This is a genomic window from uncultured Serinicoccus sp. (assembly GCF_947487915.1).
Taxonomy (GTDB): domain Bacteria; phylum Actinomycetota; class Actinomycetes; order Actinomycetales; family Dermatophilaceae; genus Ornithinicoccus.
On sequence record NZ_CANKYH010000008.1, the window covers coordinates 148202 to 165148 of the forward strand.

The window sequence follows — 16947 nt, forward strand, 5'->3', positions numbered from 1 at the left end:
TGGCTCAGCGCTCGGCGCCCACCACCATCCAGGTCTCCCCGCGAGCACGCCGCCACAGGAGGAGGGCACGCACGGTCATGAACCCGGTGAAGGCGACCCACAGCCAGACCAGGCCGGTCGTGCCGTCCACCCCGCTGAGCCGGACCCCGAGCACCATCGGGAGGTAGGCCACGGTCGCGGCGGTCTGCGCCCACGCCAGCCAGCGGGTGTCCCCCGCCCCGATGAGCACCCCGTCGAGGATGAAGGCGATGCCGGCGATCGGCTGCCCGACCGCGACGACGACGAGCGCCGCGCCCAGGGCGGACCGCACGTCGAGGTCCCGGCTGAAGCCGAGGGGGATGACCCGGTGCAGGGCCAGGATCACCCCGGTGAGGATGACCCCGAACCAGATCGACCACCGGATCATGAGCGTGGTCGCCGCGCGGGTGCCCTCCCGGTCGCCGGCGCCGAGGGTCTTGCCGGTGAGTGCCTGGGCGGCGATGGCCAGGGCGTCGAGCGCGAAGGCGAGCGTGGACCATACCGTCATCGCGACCTGGTGGGCGGCGAGCTGCTCGTCACCCAGCCCGGCCGCCGACCAGGTGGTGAGCAGCAGCGCCGCGCGCAGGGCCACGGTCCGCACGAGCAGGGGTATGCCGCCGCGCGCCGCGCGCAGCACCCCGGCGCCGTGGAAGGTGAGCGAGGACCCGAGGCGGTTCGCCCCCCGGACGACGACGAGGACGAGACCGAGCGCCATACCCGTCTGGGCGAGGACCGTCCCGATCGCGGCGCCGGCGATGCCCCACCCGACGCCGTGCACGAGCAGCAGCGACAGCAGGGCGTTGGCGGAGAAGCCGACCACCGAGGCGACCAGCGGCGTGCGGGTGTCCTGGAGGCCGCGCAGGACGCCGGTCGCGGCCAGCACGACGAGCATCGAGGGGATGCCGAGCGCCGACCAGCGCAGGTAGGTCACCGCCTCGGCTGAGACGTCGGGACCGGCGCCGAAGAGCTGCACGAGCGGCCCCGCCAGGACGGCGGTGACGACCGCGCCGGCCGTCCCCAGCAGCAGCGCCAGCCAGATGCCGTCGATGCCGGCGCTGACGGCGCCGCGCTGGTCGCCGGCCCCGAGGCGACGGGCCACGACCGCGGTCGTGCCGTAGGCCAGGAAGACGAAGATGTTGACGGCGGTGAGCAGGACCGCGCTCGCGACACCCAGACCGGCCAGGGCGGAGGTGCCGAGGTAGCCGACGATGGCCGAGTCGGCCAGCAGGAAGAGGGGCTCGGCCACGAGGGCGAGGAAGGCCGGGACGGCCAGGCGCAGGATCTCCCTGGCCTGGCCGTCCCGCGGTGCGGTGGCGCTCACCCGCCCGAGTGTGTCACCGGGGCACGACACCCCCGGTCATCGGGCTGCGGCGTCCTCCGGCACGCGCTCGCCCTCGATGCTCTGCTGGCCGCGGTGGGTGACGTTGATCTTGCGCGGCTTGGCCTCCTCGGCGACGGGGAAGGTCAGCGTGAGCACGCCGTCGGTGTAGTCGGCTTCGATGCGGTCCAGCGCCACCCCGTAGCCGAGGGTCAGCTGCCGGGCGAAGGTGCCGGCGGGACGCTCGTGGGAGAGCCACTGCTCGACATCGGTCTGCTCCCGGCGCTCGGCGCGCAGGGTGAGGGTGCGGTCCTCGACGTCGATGTCGATCGAGCCCGGGTCGACGCCGGGGAGGTCGACGCGGGCGACGAAGTGGTCCCCCGAGCGGTAGAGGTCCATCGGCATGGCGGACGCGGTGGTCGGGGCCGTGCGCAGCTCGGACATCAGGCGGTCCATCTCGCGCAGCGGGTCGAAGCGGTTCATCAGGGTTCCTCCTTGTCTCGACGCGGGTGCGTTAGCACTCGTGCTTATAGAGTGCTAAACGCGGGTGGGGGTGTCAACCTTCCCGGGGGGATGACCGCGACTTTTCCTCCACAGGGTGTGCGGGGAGTCCCTGCAGGTCAGCGCGGTGGTGTGACGCAAGTTTCTGGCCTGTCCACAACACTGTCCACACCCGCGCGCGGCGCGCCAACCTGTCGTCCCCATCGTGTCCCCAGGGTGTCCACACGTCCTCCACAGGGCAGTGCTGCGGGCCGGGTCCGTGGGCCGTACGGTGGGCCGTCGGCGACTTCGCGCGAGGGTCTGTCGGTGGGCGGTGCTGGACTGATCCGCACAGGAGTTCGATAGTCGGGAGGCCGGTATGGCGCTGAGCGAGATGGAGGTCTACGGACCGCCGGACCAGGGCACGCGTGGGGGCCCGGAGGACCGCTTGCCGCCGCAGGACGTCGCCGCCGAGCGCAGTGCGTTGGGCTCGATGATGCTGTCGAAGGACGCCATCGCCGAGTGCTCGGAGATGGTCAAGGCGCAGGACTTCTACCGCCCCGCGCACGAGACGATCTTCGAGGCCTGCGTCGACCTGTACTCGCGCGGCGAGCCGGTGGACGCGATCACCGTCGGCGACGAGCTGACCAAGCGGGGCGACCTGCAGCGGATCGGGGGCACGGCATACCTCCACCAGCTCATCGCCGAGGTGCCGACGGCCGCCAACGCGGCGTTCTACGCCGAGATCGTCGCGGAGCGCGCGGTGCTGCGCCGGCTGGTCGACGCCGGCACGCGGATCGTCCAGATCGGCTACCAGGGCGGTGACGTCGAGGACATCGTCAACGCCGCCCAGGCGGAGGTGTATGCCGTCGCCGACAAGCGCGGCGGCGAGGACTACCAGGCGCTCGGCATGCTCATCGAGCCCACGATGGACGAGATCGAGCACGCGGCCGGGTCCTCGGGGGAGATGACCGGCGTGCCGACCGGCTTCGCCGAGCTCGACGAGCTGACCAACGGCCTGCACCCCGGGCAGATGGTCATCATCGCCGCCCGCCCGGCTGTCGGAAAGGCCCTCGCGCTGGACACCCCGCTGCCGACGCCCGCTGGCTGGACCACCATGGGCGAGGTCACCGTCGGTGACGAGCTGCTGGGGGCTGACGGTCGGCCGACCTCTGTCGTCGCGGCGACCGAGGTCATGCACGACCGTCCCTGCTACGAGGTGGAGTTCTCCGACGGGTCGGTCATCGTGGCCGACGAGGAGCATCTGTGGGCATGTGCTGACGGCGACGGGCACCGCGTCTTGACGACCGGAGAAGCTGTCACCGCTCTGGAAGCCGGAGACAGTCTGCAGATCGGACGAGGCGGAGACCAACCGGCGACCTGGGCGATCCGTGAGATCCGCTCCGTGGAGTCGGTCCCGGTCCGCTGCGTGCAGGTTGCTGCTGACGACCATCTCTATCTCGTTGGTCGGTCCATGATCCCGACCCACAACTCGACCATCGCACTGGACTTCGCCCGGGCCGCAGCGATCAAGCACCAGATGGCGACGGTCGTCTTCTCCTTGGAGATGAGCCGCACCGAGATCACCATGCGCCTGCTCTCGGCGGAGTCGGAGATCCCGCTGCAGAACATGCGCAAGGGCAACATGCGCGACCGCGACTGGACCCGGCTCGCCGAGACGCAGGGCCGCATCACCGATGCGCCGCTGTTCATCGACGACAGCCCCAACATGTCGCTCATGGAGATCCGGGCCAAGTGCCGCCGGCTCAAGCAGCGCAACAACCTGCGGATGGTCATCATCGACTACCTGCAGCTCATGAGCTCGGGCAAGCGCGTGGAGTCGCGCCAGCAGGAGGTCGCCGAGTTCTCCCGGGCGCTGAAGCTCTTGGCCAAAGAATTGGAAGTTCCGGTCATCGCACTGTCTCAGCTGAACCGCGGCCCAGAGCAGAGGACAGATAAGAAGCCGCAGATGAGTGATTTGAGAGAAAGCGGTAGTATCGAGCAGGACGCGGACGTTGTCATCCTTCTGCACCGCGAATCTTTGTATGAAAGAGAATCGCCCCGTGAAGGTGAAGCGGACGTCATCGTAGCCAAACACAGGAATGGTCCCACCGATACCGTGGTCGTCGCTTTCCAGGGGCACTACAGCCGGTTCACCAACATGGCGAGCAACTTCTAGCGAGGCGTCCGGACGGATGGCCGTGGGCGGTGCCCACGGCGAGACTCTCCGACGATCAGCGCGACCTGCCCGACGAGCACGATCTGCGGTCTCTGACCTTGGCCCTGGAAGCCGGGGCCCGGGGCGATGCGGTGGCCAGCCAGGCGCACGATCTCGACAGGACGATCGTCCTGGAGTCCCCGGCCCGGTTCATCCTCCAGGACCTCATCGACCATGGCGAGGAGGCACCGCCCTGGGCCTACTCACGGTGGTGCGTCGACCTCGCCTACCGCTCGATGCTCCTGGCGAAGGACCCGCGCACGAGCGCTCGGATGGGCGCCTTCGAGGTGGTTGGTCTGCGAGGGTGCCGACTCGTCCTCCGCTCGCTGGTCGATGGCGGCACGGTGGAGCTCCTCAACCTCGGAGCCGGCTGCGTACGCGGCGCGCGGGTCATCGGCCGACCCGTGCCGATCTCCGACGAGCCTGGGCTGATGTTCGTCAGACCGCCGATGGAGGTCGACCCCGAGGCGGCACGAGAGGTCGGCGACGCGGTGCGCAGCGGCGTCCCTCTGGGGTGGCTCTTCGGCCTGGCGACCGCGCTGGACGCGGGTCGAGCTGCGGAGGGGTTCCATCAGGTCGGCGCGACGACGTACACCTCGGATCTGCCGCTGGTGGTGCCACCACCGTGCGGGCGTCCCCCTGCTCGTCCCGACGAAGCCCCTCGGGTCACCGAGCTGCGCTCCCGGGGTCACTCGGAAGCGGTCGCGAACGCGGTCACCGTGCTGGAGGTGGGGTTGATCGCCGCCAGAGTCAGCGATGAGGCCGCCGCGGGCGTCGCTCCCCACGTCATGGCGGCGCTGTCGACCGGTGTCGTCTGACCCCCTCCAGATCCGAGACCCGGGGGACGTCTCACGACAGTCGGTTCACCACCACGGCGAGCAACGTCTAATCGCCGTCGTCGGCGGCGGGCGCCGTGGTCGTGCGGTCCGTCGACCCGCCCGTGAGGGCCGGCACCAGGCGGACGAGGACCACCATGGCGACGAGCTCGACCAGCGTCTGGGTCACGACGACCAGCGGGACGATCGCCAACGACGCCGGCAGCGCCAGCGCGAGCGGCAGCACGACCAGGGAGTTGCGGGTGGCGGTGGAGAAGACCACCGCCCGCGTCGACGGCACGTCGAGACGCGCGGCGCGACCCACGGCCATCCCGACGGCGACGGCGACGACGACGAAGGCCACGTAGATCGGCACCACCCGGGCGATCTCGGCCGCCTGCGGCCCCAGCCTCGCGACCTGGGAGCCGACCACCAGCGCCAGCGTGGCCATCAGCAGGGGAACCATCGCTGCTGCCATCGCCTCCTCGACCAGACGGCCGGCGCGGTGCCGGCGGGAGAGCGACTGCACGAGGGCGGCCGCCGCCAGCGGAACGACGATGAGCAGCAGGAAGGCCTCCACGAAGGGCGCCACCTCGACGACCGACAGCACCTCGGGTCCGGCGAGCACGAGCAGATAGAGCGGCAGGAGCAGGACCTGCAGCGCCATGAGCAGCGGGACGGCGGCGACCAGGCGATCACGGGCCCCGCCGGCGAGCCCCGTGAAGACGATGACGTAGTCGACGCACGGGGTCAGCAGCACCAGCAGCACGCCCAGGAGCAGGCCGGGCTCGTCCGCGACGAACCGCGACAACCCCCCGGCGACCAGCGGGACCACGACGAAGTTCGCCACCGTGACGCTGCCGAGGAAGCGCGCGTCGCGCAGCGCCCGGCCGACCTCGACGAGGGGCACGCCCAGGAAGGTCGCGAAGAGCAGCGCCATGAGCGCAGGTTGGATGCCCGGGTCCAGCACCGGTCCGAGCTGGGGGCGACCCACCCCGACGGCAGCGCCGAGAGCGATCGCCGCGAGGAGGAGCGGGACCTGGTGGGCGTCCCACCACCCGACGACCTGGCGCGGCATGCTCGCCCGTCAGCCGCGGGCGTGGTCGTCGACGAGCCCGGCCAGCCGGTCGAGGTCCGCGGCCACCATCTGGCAGTCGCGCTCGAACTCCTCGTCGGTGAGCTCGAGCTGGCGCACGGTGAAGACGACCTCGCTGCCGTGCGGGTGAGCGAGGACCCGCAGCGGGTTCGTGACGGTCGTGCCGGACGGGAGCAGGACGTCGTGGTCGGCCACCCCGAGCTCGTTGCGGGGGACGAAGCGCACGCGCACCTGGCCCATGGGTGACTCCACGACCAGGTCGTCACCGTCCCGGGTGACCTCGGCGGAGGCCAGGCCCTGCGCCCACGCGGGCAGGTTGTCGACGTCGGCGACCACGTCGTAGACCCGGTCGCGGTCCGCTCTGATCACCCGGCTGATGTGGCGGCTCCTCATGCCCAGAGCCTGACACGTCGGCGGGCCCATGGCGACGCAGGTGCTGGTGGGCTGACGGACGCGACGTGTCCGGCATACCCCTAGGTTGAGGCCATGAGCACCGACACCGGCGAGGTCGCCCAGCTCGAGGTCCGAGCCCTCACGCCCGAGACGTGGCGGGCCTTCGACGCCCTGGTGCTCCGGCACAATGGCATCTTCGGCGGGTGCTGGTGCACCTACTTCCAGCCCTCGTGCGCCGACCGGCTGCCCGGGGCCGAGGGCAGCAGGACGATGAAGCGGGAGTCTGTCGAGTCCGGGCTCGCGCACGCCGCTCTCGTCATGGACGGGGACGAGGCGGTGGCGTGGGCCGAGTTCGGCACCCCGGAGGAGCTGCCCAACATCCACCACCGCAAGCAGTACGACACGGAGAAGGTCGCCGACCCGGACTACCGCATCACCTGCGTGTTCGTGGACCGGCGCTACCGCCGCCGCGGCCTGACCGAGATCGCGATCCGCGGTGCCCTCGACCTGATCGCGCAGGACGGTGGAGGAGTGGTCGAGGCCTACCCGCACGACCTGACGCACCAGACGAAGAAGATGTCGTCTTCCTTCCTCTACAACGGCACCCGCCGGCTCTACGAGCGCCTGGGCTTCACCTACGTGCGCCCCAAGGGCCTGAGGAACTGCGTGATGTCGATCGAGGTGCCCGCCGGATGAGCACCCCTTCCCCGCGCGCCGGGCGTGCCCTGTCGCTGGCGGCCACGGTGGCGAGGGACCACGGCCTGCCGGCCGACGACCTGCGGGTCCTGCACGACTCGTTCAGCGTCATCGTCCATCTCGCGCCGGCCCCCGTGGTGCTGCGCGTGCCGACGCTGACGGTGCTCCCCCTCGCGGAGGACGTGGCCCAGCGACGACGGGAGATGGAGGTGTCGGCCTGGCTCGTCGGGCAGGGCTTCCCGGTGGTCCCCCCGAGCGACCTGGTGCCGGAGGAGGTGCTGGTGGTCGAGGACGTGGCCATCACGGCCTGGCGTTGGGTGGAGCACCGGGACGAGGGCTTCGATCCGGTCGTCTTCCGCGAGCGCATGCCTCTCGTGGCCGACCTGCACCGTGCGTTGGCGGGCTATCCCGGAGCGCTCGCGGAGTGGGTGCCCCTGCACGGGTGCGAGTCGATGCTGGACGGCGTCGAGTCGTCCGGGGTCCTGCCCGCGCAGGACGTCGCCAGGGCCCGGCGGGAGCTTGCTGTGGTGCGGGAGCGCTGCTCGGGCCTCGACGGTCTCGTCCCGACCCACGGCGACGCCCCCTACTACAACGCGTTGGTCACGCCGCACGGCACGCTCGTGGGAGATCTCGAGCACGTGGGGCTGACCCCGCTGGAGTGGGACCTCGTCGGATGCTCCGAGGAGATGATCGAGGCCTACACCTCGGCAGGAGGGGCGGTCCCCGACCCCGAGCGGCTCGGCCTCATGGAGGTCGCCCGCAACGTCCAGCTCGTGGCCGCCCACACCTTCGTCCGTTCCGTGCCCGAGCTCGGGCCGGGGATGGCTCCGCTGGTCGAGGCCTGGCGCGGGTCGCCCGAGCTGATGTGACCGGCTCGCCCGGCCCCGGGTGAGCCTGGGTAGCACCCCTTCCGGGTGCACCGGTCACTGGTGCACGTGCGCCCGCTGCCCCTCGCGGTCGAAGGTCATGATCAGCTCGGCGGGGCCGTCCAGGGCGCGGATGGCGTGCGGGGTCATGGTGGAGAACTCTGCCGCCTCGCCGGTGCCGACCTCGATCTCCCGGTCGCCCAGGAGCAGCCGCACCCGGCCCTCGATGACGACGAACCAGTCGTGGCCGGGGTGCACCCGCTGGTCGGGGTTCCGGGGCGAGGGCTCGAGACGCATCTTGATCGCCACGGTCCGTCCGTCCGGGCGGCTGAGCGGCCACGTCGTCTGGCCCCCGGAGCTGTGCGGGGCGGGCCGGATGACGACGTCGTCGTCCCCCGGCCGCTCGAAGAGCGCGTCCAGACTCACACCCAGCGCCTGCGCCAGCGGCACGAGGACGTCCAGCCCGAGGGTCCGTCGGCCGGTCTCGATGCGGCTGATCGTCGAGGGGCTGAGATGGGTGCGCTCGGCCAGCTCCTCGAGCGAGTAGCCCAGCGTGCTGCGCAGGCTGCGCAGCCGGGTGCGGGCCAGGGTCTCGACATCGGTGATCGGGCTCATGAGACCAGGGTCTCGCAGATGTTGCGAATTCCGCAAACTCATTCCCTGATAGTGCACAGCAGGTCTACCGTGGTCAGCATGACGACGCACCACGACTTCCACCAGCACGACCACAGCTCCGGACCCGCCATGGAGCGCCACTGCGATGTCGCCATCATCGGCGCGTCCGCGGCGGGCCTGGCCGCGGCGCTGCAGCTGGCCCGCCAGCGACGGACCGCGATCGCCGTCGACGACGGCACCCCGCGCAACGCCCCGGCCGACCACATGCACGGCTACCTCGGGCGGGAGGGTGCAGCGCCCTCCGAGCTGGTCGCCGTCGGACGCGAGGAGGTGCGCGGCTACGGCGGCGAGGTGCTCACCGGTCGCGTGCTCGCCGTCCACCCCGCGGTGGACGGGCGCTTCCGCGTGGAGCTGAGCGGCGGGCATACCCTCCTGGCCCGACGCGTGCTCGCGGCGACCGGCATCGTCGACGAGCTCCCCAACATCGACGGCGTCGCCCAGCGGTGGGGTCAGGACGTCATCCACTGCCCGTTCTGCCACGGCTACGAGGTGCGCGACCAGCGGCTGGTCCAGGTCGTCACCCATCCGATGGGCCTGCACCCCACGGCGGTGCTCCGTCACCTCACCGACCGGTTGACGGTCGTGCTGCACGACGTGACCGGGTGGGACTCTGGCGCCGAGGCGACCGTCAACCGTCTCGAGGCCGTCGGCGTGCCCGTGGTGCGCACCGACGTGCGGCGCGTCGCCACCGGGCCGGACGGCGGGGTGACCGGTGTGGAGCTCGTCGACGGGACGGTGGTGGGTGCCGACGCGGTGCTCGTCGGCACCCGGTTCCACGCCCGTCTGGAGGTGCTCGCGCCGCTCGGGATCGAGGCGAGCGCGCACCCCACCGGTCTGGGTGAGGTGCTGCAGGTGGACCCGATGACCGGTCAGACCGCCGTCGCCGGGGTGTATGCGGCGGGCAACCTCACCGACCCCTCCCTCCAGGTGCTGCCCTCGGCCGCCCACGGGAGCCGGGTCGGTGCGATGATCGCCTTCAGCCTGGCCGACGAGGACCTGCGCTCGGCGCAGCGCACCTCCGGTGAGGAGGGCGACTGGGACGCCCGTTACGGCACGGGGGAGCGCATGTGGAGCGGCAACCCCAACGGCACCCTGGTCGCCGAGGTCGAGGGTATGCCGCCCGGCCGGGCGCTCGACGTCGGCGCCGGAGAGGGTGGCGACGCGCTGTGGCTTGCCGAGCAGGGCTGGGACGTCACCGCCAGCGACATCTCCGGTGCCGCGCTGGAGCACCTGGGGGCCGAGGCGAGCCGCCGCGGCCTGGCGGTGACCCTGCTGCACCGGGACGCCAACGCCCCCGGGGCGTTCGAGACCGGTGCCTACGACCTCGTCTCGTTGCAGTACGGCTCCTTCCTGCGCACCCCGGAGCAGCGTGGGCTGCGCTCCCTGCTCGGTGCGGTCGCGCCCGGGGGGACGCTGCTCGTCGTCGGCCACGACCTGTCCCCGCTGCGGGATCCGGTCGACCCGTCCGAGCAGACCCGGATGTTCGACCCCGGCGCCTACGTCGGTGCCGAGGAGGTCGCCGCGGCCCTCGAGGCGGAGGCGGGATGGCGGGTGGAGGTCTTCGAGACCCGGCCCCGGCCGGCGGGTGCCGCCTCCACCCACCACGTCGACGACGTGGTGGTGCGGGCGGTCCGGGAGGGCTGAGGAGGCACTCTGGCGTCCCTGCAGTCAGCTCTCGGCCGGCAGGTCATCCGTCAGCCTCCTCGACGCGGCTGACAGTTGACGTGCCGGCGGAGGGTTGACCAGCCGGCTGCCGGAGCCGGGCCGCCTGGCGCACGAGGTGGTCCCGCTCGGCCGTGTTCGACGCCTCCCGGGCCGCCCGGCCGTACAGCTCGGCGGCCCGTGCGGGCTCACCGGCTCGCTCGTGGAGGAACGCCTGCGCCGCGGTGCGGCGGGGTATGCCGTCCGGCACTGCTGCGAGCGCCCGTAACCCGGCCTTGGGGCCGTCGGCCTGTCCCCGTGCCACCGCCCGGTTGAGGGCCACCACGGGGCTGCCGGTGAGGGCGTGCAGCTCGTCGTACCAGCCGACGATCTGCGGCCAGTCGGTCTCCTGCGCACTCGGGGCGTCGGCGTGCAGGGCGGCGATCGCGGCCTGGGCCTGGAACTCCCCGAGCCGGTCGGTGGCCAGCGCCGGCTGCAGCAGCTCGACCGCCTCGGCGATGAGAGCCGTGTCCCAGAGCGAGCGGTCCTGGTCCTCCAGGGTCACCAGGGAGCCGTCCTGCGCGAAGCGGGATGCGCGCCGGGCGTGGTGGAGGAGCATGAGCGCCAGCAGCCCGATGGCCTCGGGGTCGTCGGCGGCGGTGGTCAGCTGCCGGGCCAGCCGGATCGCCTCGGCGGCGAGGTCGACCTCCCCGTGGTAGCCCTCGTTGAAGATCAGGTAGAGGACCCGCAGGACGCGGCCGAGGTCCCGGGCGCTCCCCGCCCCGAGCCCCTGGTCGGCGATCGTCCGCCTGGCCCGGTTGATGCGTTGGGCCATGGTCGCCTCCGGGACGAGGTATGCCGCGGCCACCTGGCGGGTGGTCAGCCCGCCGACGGCCCGTAGCGTCAGCGCCACCGCCGAGGCCGGGCTGAGCGAGGGGTGGCAGCACAGGACGAGCAGGAGCAGCGTGTCGTCGGCCTGCTCGGTCGGCCCGGGGGCCGGCTGGTCCAGGTCCGCCTGCTCGCGCCGGTGCCGCGCCGTCTCCGACCGGACGTGGTCCAGCCACCGGCGCCAGAGACGGTGACCAGCCATGCCTGCGGGTCGGACGGCATACCCTCCGGCCACCGGGCGGACGCCTCGATCATCGCCTCCTGCACCGCGTCCTCGGCTGACGCGAAGTCCGCTCCGCGCCGGACGAGGGCGGCCAGTGCCCGGGGTCCGAGCTGCCTCAGCAGGTCCTCCACGCCACGCCTCCTCAGGCGTCCGTCGGGGGCTCCTGGCCGAGGAACGGGCGCACCTCGAGCCACTCGTAGATCGGCTCTCCCCCCGGCCCCGGTGCGGCGGAGAGCTCGGCGGCCGCCGCGTAGGCCCGCTCCTCGGTGTCCACGTCGATGACCATCCACCCGGCGATGAGGTCCTTGGTCTCCGCGAAGGGCCCGTCGGTGACCGGGGGCTTCCCCTCGCCTCCGTGCCGCACGAAGGTGCCCTCGGGTGCGAGCGCCTGCCCGTCGACGAACTCACCGCGCTCCCTCAGCCGGTCAGCGAACGCGTCCATGAACCGCAGGTGGTCGGCGACCTCCTGCTCGGTCCACCGGTCCATCGGCACATCCGTCCCCGGCAGCGGGTCGGGGCCCGAGCTGCGACGGTAGTGCTTGAGCAACAGGTACCTGGCCATGACGTCCTCCTGGTGTCCGTGACGGCCCTGGTAGCCGCCATCTGTCCGGGGGACGGAGCCGAGGCGGCGTTCTCGACACCGGGTCGCCGATCCGAGTCTGCGTCCGGTCCGGTCCGGTCGCAAGACCAGGTGGCCGGAGCACGCGGCCGCCCGCTCGCCACCACCTAGGGTCACCCCATGGCGTCCACCACCCCCCGTCGCGCCGTCGTCACGATCGTGGTGGCGATGCTGCTCGGGACCTCGGTGTGGTTCAGCGCCAACAGCGCGGCCGACGGGCTGCGCGTCGAGTGGGGTCTGGACGCCGCCGGGATCGGAGCGCTGACCCTGGCGGTGCAGCTGGGCTTCGCGCTCGGCACGGTCGGCATGGCGATGTCCGGGCTGGCGGACCGCTTCCGTGCCAGCCGCGTCTTCGCGGTCTCCGCCGTCGTGGCCGCGCTCACCAACGCGGGCTTCGCGCTGCTCGCCACCGGACCGCTCGAGGGCATGGCGTGGCGCTTCGTCACCGGCATGGCCCTGGCCGGGGTCTACCCCCTGGGGATGAAGATGGTGGTCTCCTGGGACCCCGGCAGGGCGGGCGCGAGCCTGGGTTGGCTGGTGGGCATGCTGACGCTCGGGACGGCGCTCCCGCACGGGATCCGGGCCGTCGGCGTCGGCGTCGACTGGACGCAGGTGATGCTCACCTCCTCGGTCCTCTCCCTGGGCGCTGCCGCGCTCGTGCTCGCCCTGGGGGACGGGCCGCACCTGCCCCCGGCGAGGCCCGGCGGCCTGCGCTGGGGGGCGGTGCTGCGCGCGTTCACCGTCCGCGACTACCGCTCTGCGGCCTTCGGCTACTTCGGCCACATGTGGGAGCTGTACGCCTTCTGGACCCTGGTCCCGCTCCTGGTGGCCGACGCCCTCTCTCCGGGCGGTGGCACCGTCCCGGCGTGGTCCTTCGCCGTCATCGGCGTCGGCGCGCTCGGGTGCGTCGTCGGGGGGCGGTTGTCGGCGACCTGGGGCAGCGGCCGGGTGGCCGTGGTGGCGCTCGCGGCCTCCGGCCTGGTGTGCGCGGCATACCCGCTGCTCGTCGCGGGACCGGCCTGGCTGGTGCTCGCCGTGCTGCTGGTCTGGGGTGTCGCGGTCATCACCGACTCGCCGCAGTTCTCCGCGCTGAGCGCCCGCGCCTGCCCGCAGCACCTGGTCGGCAGCGCCCTGGCCATCCAGAACAGCCTCGGCTTCGCGCTCAGCGCCGGGTCGATCCTGCTGGTCTCCGCCACGTATGCCGGTCTCGGCGCCGCGGTCGCGTGGCTGCTCCTGCCCGGTCCGGTCCTGGGGCTGCTGGCGATGGCGCGGGAGCGCCGCCACGCCCGCGGGTAGCCGCACATCGGGGTGTTCAGGCGAGAGCGGCCCGGACGACCAGATCGACGACCGGCCGGACGTCGGTGTCGTCGTGGCGGGCGACGCGGTGCAGGATCAACCCTTCGGCGCAGGCCATGACTGCCTGGGTCGAAGCCCGGGCGTCGCGGGCTCCGAGGTCGACGAGCGCGCGCTGCAGCGCCGCCTCCAGCATCCGCCTGCCCTGTCCGAGCGTCGCCCGGAGTGCCGGTCGGTGGCCGGCCTCGAGGAAGAGCACCAGGCGCGCGCTGGTGAGCGTGCGTTGCTCCCCGGTGGTGCGGTCCAGCAGCTCGACCAGGGCGTCGACCATCTCGCGCGCCGAGCGGGGTGCGAAGGCGGCCCCCATGCCCCGCACCTCACGCTCCAGGATCGCGTCCGCCACCCCGTCGAGAAGAGCCTCCCGGGTGCGGAAGTAGTTGGACGTCGACCCTGGCGGCAGGCCTGACCGCTCGTCCACCCGCCGGTGGGTCAACGCCTTCAGTCCCTGCGTGCCGAGGAGGTCGATGGAGGCGTCGAGGGCACGGTCGCGGGAGGACGTCATACCCACACTATAAATGTAGTGACAGGCGGTCACTACAGGAGTAGTGTCGAGGGCGGACCTCATCGGGAAGGATCGTCCGACATGCCATCAGTACTCGTCACCGGGGCAGGGCGCGGGATAGGTCAGGCCATCGTTCTGCGGCTCTCCCGCGCCGGATGGACCGTCTTCGCCGGCGTGCGGGACGACACCGCGGGGGACCTGCTCGTGGCCCAGCACCACCGGATCACCCCGGTCCGGCTGGACGTCACCGACGGGCAGCACCTCGCTGCTCTGCCGGACCAGGTGCCCGACCGCCTGGACGCTCTGGTCAACAACGCCGGTATCGGGGTCCTGGGTCCGGTCGAGGCGGTGAGCATCCCCGACTTCCGCCGACAGTTCGAGGTCAACGTCTTCGGACAGGTCGCCGTCACCCAGGCCGTCCTGCCTCGGTTGCGGGCGGCGAACGGCCGCATCGTGTTCATCTCCTCGACCGGTGGTCGGTCGCCGGTCCCCATGGAGGGGGCCTACTGTGCCTCCAAGTTCGCGGTCGAAGGACTGGCGGACGTGCTGCGCGTCGAGCTGGCGCCCTGGCGGATCGGGGTGTCGGTCGTGGAGCCGGGCCCGACCGACACCGGTCCCTGGCGGGAGATCACGGGCCTCTTCCAGGACATGGAGCATCGCATGACACGCGAGCACCGCGAGCTGTACGCACAGCACGTCAGGGGGATGCTCGCCCTGGTCGGGGCACTCGGGTCCCGCACCGTGCCGCCGGACGTCGTCGCCCGCGTCGTGGAGCGGGCCCTGACGACCCGTCGTCCGCGCGCCCGGTACGCCGGAGGTGCGCAGGCCCGGGCCATGGTCGCCATGAAGACGGTGCTGCCCACCCGGGTCAACGACGCCCTCGGGGTCAGGCTGCTCGGCCTGCGTTCGTGATCGTCCACCCGTTCGGACGAGAGTCAGGGTGGTCTCCACCGCCGGCTGCGACCCGCCGCAGCAGTGGCGGCGGACCTGCGGCAGGCTGGGGTCCGTGGCGAGCAACCAGTCGGTCCGGATCCGCAGGGCGGTGACGCGGTATGCCGCGGGGCACGGGGCCCTGCGCGCCGCCACCGACGCCTACGTCGGGCTGGTCACCCAGCTGCTCGACGACGCGGGCATCAACTACCTGGCGGTGACCGGCCGGACCAAGACCGTCGAGTCCTTCGCCGGCAAGGCTGCCCGACGGACGAGCAGCGGCCGGCTGGCCTTCCCGAAGCCGCTCACCGACATCACCGATCAGATCGGGGTGCGGGTCGTCACCTACGTGCAGTCCGACGTTGAGGCCGTCGCCCAGCTGCTGGACGCCCAGCTGGAGATCCGCGACGACCGCGACATGGGGCAGGAGACCGCGGCCGAGGGCCGGTTCGGCTACGCCAGCCGGCACCTCCTGGTGGCCGTCGACGACGAGCGCGCCCGCGCGGCCGGCATCCCGGTGGGTCGGCCCGCGTCCGTGCAGATCCGCACGGTGCTGCAGCACGCATGGGCCGAGTTCGAGCACGACATCCGCTACAAGGGGTCGGTGCCGGAGGAGCACGCGCACGACTTCGACCGCCGCTTCACCCTGGCGGCCGGGCTGCTCGAGCTTGCGGACCAGCAGTTCACCGCCATCCGGGACCGGCACCGGCAGGAGCTGACCTCCCCGGCCGACGCCCCGGACGACGACCCCCGGATCGGGGCGACCGACCTCGCCGCGTTCCTCGCCGGCCAGTTCGCCGATGCCGGGTGGTCGCGCACCGACCACTACGCCTGGATCAGCGGTCTGCTGCTGGAGCTCGGCGTCACCTCGCTGGCCGAGCTGAGGGAGGTCCTGCGGGGGGTCGACGACGCGGTGATCGACGCGCGGATGGGGTACCGCTACCCCCCGGGCGCCGTGCGCCGGCTGGACGACTCGCTGCTGTCGGTCTACGGCGAGCGCTACGTCGCGCTGCACGGCAACGTCCACCGCCAGGAGCTCCTCACCGCCCGGCTGGCGCGGCTGCACGTCTAGCACCGACGGGCTGGCAGACTCGCCGGATGCGCGCCATGGTCCTGCCCGCCGCCCGCTCCACGCCTCGGGTGCAGCAGGTGCCCGAGCCGGTCGCCCCGCCGGACGGTGTGGTCGTGCAGGTCCACGCGACCGGGCTGTGCCGCAGCGACTGGCACGCCTGGGCCGGTCACGACGACATCGCCTTCCCGCACGTGCCCGGCCACGAGGTCGCCGGCGTCGTGACCGCGGTCGGCGCGCAGGTGCGGCGGTGGCGGGAGGGGGACCGGGTGACGGTGCCCTTCGTGTGCGGGTGCGGCCGGTGCCCGTGGTGCCGCTCGGGCCAGGCGCAGGTCTGCCCGGACCAGCAGCAGCCCGGTTTCACCCATGACGGGTCGTTCGCCGAGCTGGTGGCCCTCCATGCGGCCGACACCCACCTCGTCGCCGTGCCCCCGACGATCGAGCTCACGACCGCGGCGAGTCTGGGGTGCCGGTTCGCCACGGCATACCGAGCCGTCGTCGACCGGGCGAAGGTGGCGCCGCAGGAGTGGGTGAGCGTCGTCGGCGCCGGCGGCGTCGGGCTCAGCGTCGCGATGATCGCCCGGGCGGTGGGGGCACGCGTGGTCGCGGTCGACCGCAACCCGCAGGCCCTGGCCGTCGCCGCCGGGTTGGGGGTCGAGCACACGGTCCTCGCGGACGGCAGCGACGTGCCCGCGGTGATCCACGACCTGACGGGCGGGGGCAGCCACGTCGCCGTGGACGCGGTCGGCAGCGAGCAGACGTGCAGCGACGCGCTGCTGGGTCTGCGTCGCCGGGGGCGCCACGTCCAGGTCGGGCTGCTGCCCGGGGTGGTCGGCCACCCCCGGGTGCCGCTGGAGCGGGTCATCGGGTGGGAGCTGGACCTGCTGGGCAGCCACGGTATGCCGGCCGTCGACTACCCGGCGATGCTCGCCCTCATCGAGCGGGGCTCGCTGGCGCCCGAGCGGCTCGTCGAGCGCGTCGTCGGGCTGGAGGAGGCGGCCGAGCTGCTGCCGGGCTTCGACCGCGCGGTGGTCGCCGGGATGACCCTCATCGACCCGAGCCGCTGACCGCACCCTCGTCGTCGTCGCACCACACATCGGCGGCCCACAAACCCGTCGACAGCGGGCGGGGACCCGGTCATCCTGGG

General features: G+C 72.5%; 16 protein-coding genes and 1 pseudogene. 9 read left to right on the forward strand and 8 right to left on the reverse strand.

Going from position 1 to position 16947, the window contains the following annotated elements; translation table 11 throughout:
- Positions 1–4 precede the first annotated feature (4 nt).
- Entirely contained in the window at positions 5–1339 is a 1335-nt protein-coding gene (locus tag Q0795_RS12100) for an MATE family efflux transporter (protein ID WP_298889974.1), read from the reverse strand.
- 36 nt (positions 1340–1375) lie between these two features.
- Positions 1376–1822 carry an Hsp20/alpha crystallin family protein gene (locus Q0795_RS12105; RefSeq protein ID WP_298890177.1) on the reverse strand — a complete coding sequence of 149 codons (447 nt, stop codon included), beginning with the start codon at positions 1820–1822 and terminating at the stop codon, positions 1376–1378.
- A 373-nt stretch (positions 1823–2195) separates the two neighbouring features.
- Between Q0795_RS12105 and dnaB the strand changes: the two genes are divergently transcribed.
- Positions 2196–3995 (forward strand): replicative DNA helicase, encoded by a 1800-nt coding sequence (gene dnaB, locus Q0795_RS12110; protein WP_298889976.1) that lies wholly within the window; start codon positions 2196–2198, stop codon positions 3993–3995.
- Between the two features lie 29 nt (positions 3996–4024).
- The gene (locus Q0795_RS12115) at positions 4025–4852 is read left to right on the forward strand and encodes a hypothetical protein (protein ID WP_298889978.1); all 828 of its coding nucleotides are present in this window, start codon (positions 4025–4027) and stop codon (positions 4850–4852) included.
- Positions 4853–4919: 67 nt separating this feature from the next.
- Here the strand turns inward: Q0795_RS12115 and Q0795_RS12120 are convergent, their stop codons facing one another.
- Positions 4920–5927 carry an arsenic resistance protein gene (locus tag Q0795_RS12120; RefSeq protein ID WP_298889980.1) on the reverse strand — a complete coding sequence of 336 codons (1008 nt, stop codon included), beginning with the start codon at positions 5925–5927 and terminating at the stop codon, positions 4920–4922.
- A gap of 9 nt (positions 5928–5936) precedes the next feature.
- The gene (locus Q0795_RS12125) at positions 5937–6338 is read right to left on the reverse strand and encodes an SRPBCC family protein (protein ID WP_298889982.1); all 402 of its coding nucleotides are present in this window, start codon (positions 6336–6338) and stop codon (positions 5937–5939) included.
- A 93-nt stretch (positions 6339–6431) separates the two neighbouring features.
- Here Q0795_RS12125 and Q0795_RS12130 point away from each other — a divergent pair, with 93 nt between their 5' ends.
- Together Q0795_RS12130 and Q0795_RS12135 are read left to right on the forward strand one after the other, a co-directional pair.
- Positions 6432–7034 (forward strand): GNAT family N-acetyltransferase, encoded by a 603-nt coding sequence (locus tag Q0795_RS12130; protein ID WP_298889984.1) that lies wholly within the window; start codon positions 6432–6434, stop codon positions 7032–7034.
- Complete coding sequence (locus tag Q0795_RS12135) at positions 7031–7903, forward strand: hypothetical protein (RefSeq protein WP_298889985.1); 873 nt, start codon at positions 7031–7033, stop codon at positions 7901–7903. Before Q0795_RS12130 ends, Q0795_RS12135 begins: the two co-directional genes overlap by 4 nt.
- 54 nt (positions 7904–7957) lie before the next feature.
- Here the strand turns inward: Q0795_RS12135 and Q0795_RS12140 are convergent, their stop codons facing one another.
- Positions 7958–8515, reverse strand: a complete 558-nt coding sequence (locus tag Q0795_RS12140) for a helix-turn-helix domain-containing protein (protein ID WP_298889987.1) — start codon at positions 8513–8515, stop codon at positions 7958–7960.
- Positions 8516–8593: 78 nt separating this feature from the next.
- Between Q0795_RS12140 and Q0795_RS12145 the strand changes: the two genes are divergently transcribed.
- Complete coding sequence (locus Q0795_RS12145; protein ID WP_298889989.1) at positions 8594–10219, forward strand: bifunctional NAD(P)/FAD-dependent oxidoreductase/class I SAM-dependent methyltransferase; 1626 nt, start codon at positions 8594–8596, stop codon at positions 10217–10219.
- A gap of 43 nt (positions 10220–10262) precedes the next feature.
- Here the strand turns inward: Q0795_RS12145 and Q0795_RS12150 are convergent.
- Both Q0795_RS12150 and Q0795_RS12155 read right to left on the reverse strand, forming a co-directional pair.
- Positions 10263–11326: pseudogene (locus Q0795_RS12150) on the reverse strand (DUF6596 domain-containing protein).
- 143 nt (positions 11327–11469) lie between these two features.
- Positions 11470–11889 (reverse strand): YciI family protein, encoded by a 420-nt coding sequence (locus Q0795_RS12155; protein WP_298889991.1) that lies wholly within the window; start codon positions 11887–11889, stop codon positions 11470–11472.
- A 177-nt stretch (positions 11890–12066) separates the two neighbouring features.
- Here Q0795_RS12155 and Q0795_RS12160 point away from each other — a divergent pair, with 177 nt between their 5' ends.
- Complete coding sequence (locus tag Q0795_RS12160; protein WP_298889993.1) at positions 12067–13242, forward strand: MFS transporter; 1176 nt, start codon at positions 12067–12069, stop codon at positions 13240–13242.
- Positions 13243–13258: 16 nt separating this feature from the next.
- Here Q0795_RS12160 and Q0795_RS12165 read toward each other — a convergent pair whose 3' ends face one another.
- Complete coding sequence (locus Q0795_RS12165) at positions 13259–13801, reverse strand: TetR/AcrR family transcriptional regulator (RefSeq protein ID WP_298889995.1); 543 nt, start codon at positions 13799–13801, stop codon at positions 13259–13261.
- An 81-nt stretch (positions 13802–13882) separates the two neighbouring features.
- On the opposite strand from Q0795_RS12165, the gene Q0795_RS12170 reads away from it, so the two are divergent.
- The 3 genes from Q0795_RS12170 (at position 13883) to Q0795_RS12180 (ending at position 16867) form a co-directional block, all read left to right on the forward strand.
- The gene (locus Q0795_RS12170) at positions 13883–14713 is read left to right on the forward strand and encodes an SDR family oxidoreductase (RefSeq protein WP_298889997.1); all 831 of its coding nucleotides are present in this window, start codon (positions 13883–13885) and stop codon (positions 14711–14713) included.
- 94 nt (positions 14714–14807) lie between these two features.
- On the forward strand, positions 14808–15803 hold the full coding sequence (locus Q0795_RS12175; RefSeq protein WP_298889999.1) for a GTP pyrophosphokinase: 996 nt from the start codon (positions 14808–14810) through the stop codon (positions 15801–15803).
- Between the two features lie 26 nt (positions 15804–15829).
- Positions 15830–16867, forward strand: coding sequence for an alcohol dehydrogenase catalytic domain-containing protein (locus Q0795_RS12180; protein ID WP_298890001.1), 1038 nt, complete (start codon positions 15830–15832; stop codon positions 16865–16867).
- The last annotated feature ends 80 nt before the right edge of the window (positions 16868–16947 follow it).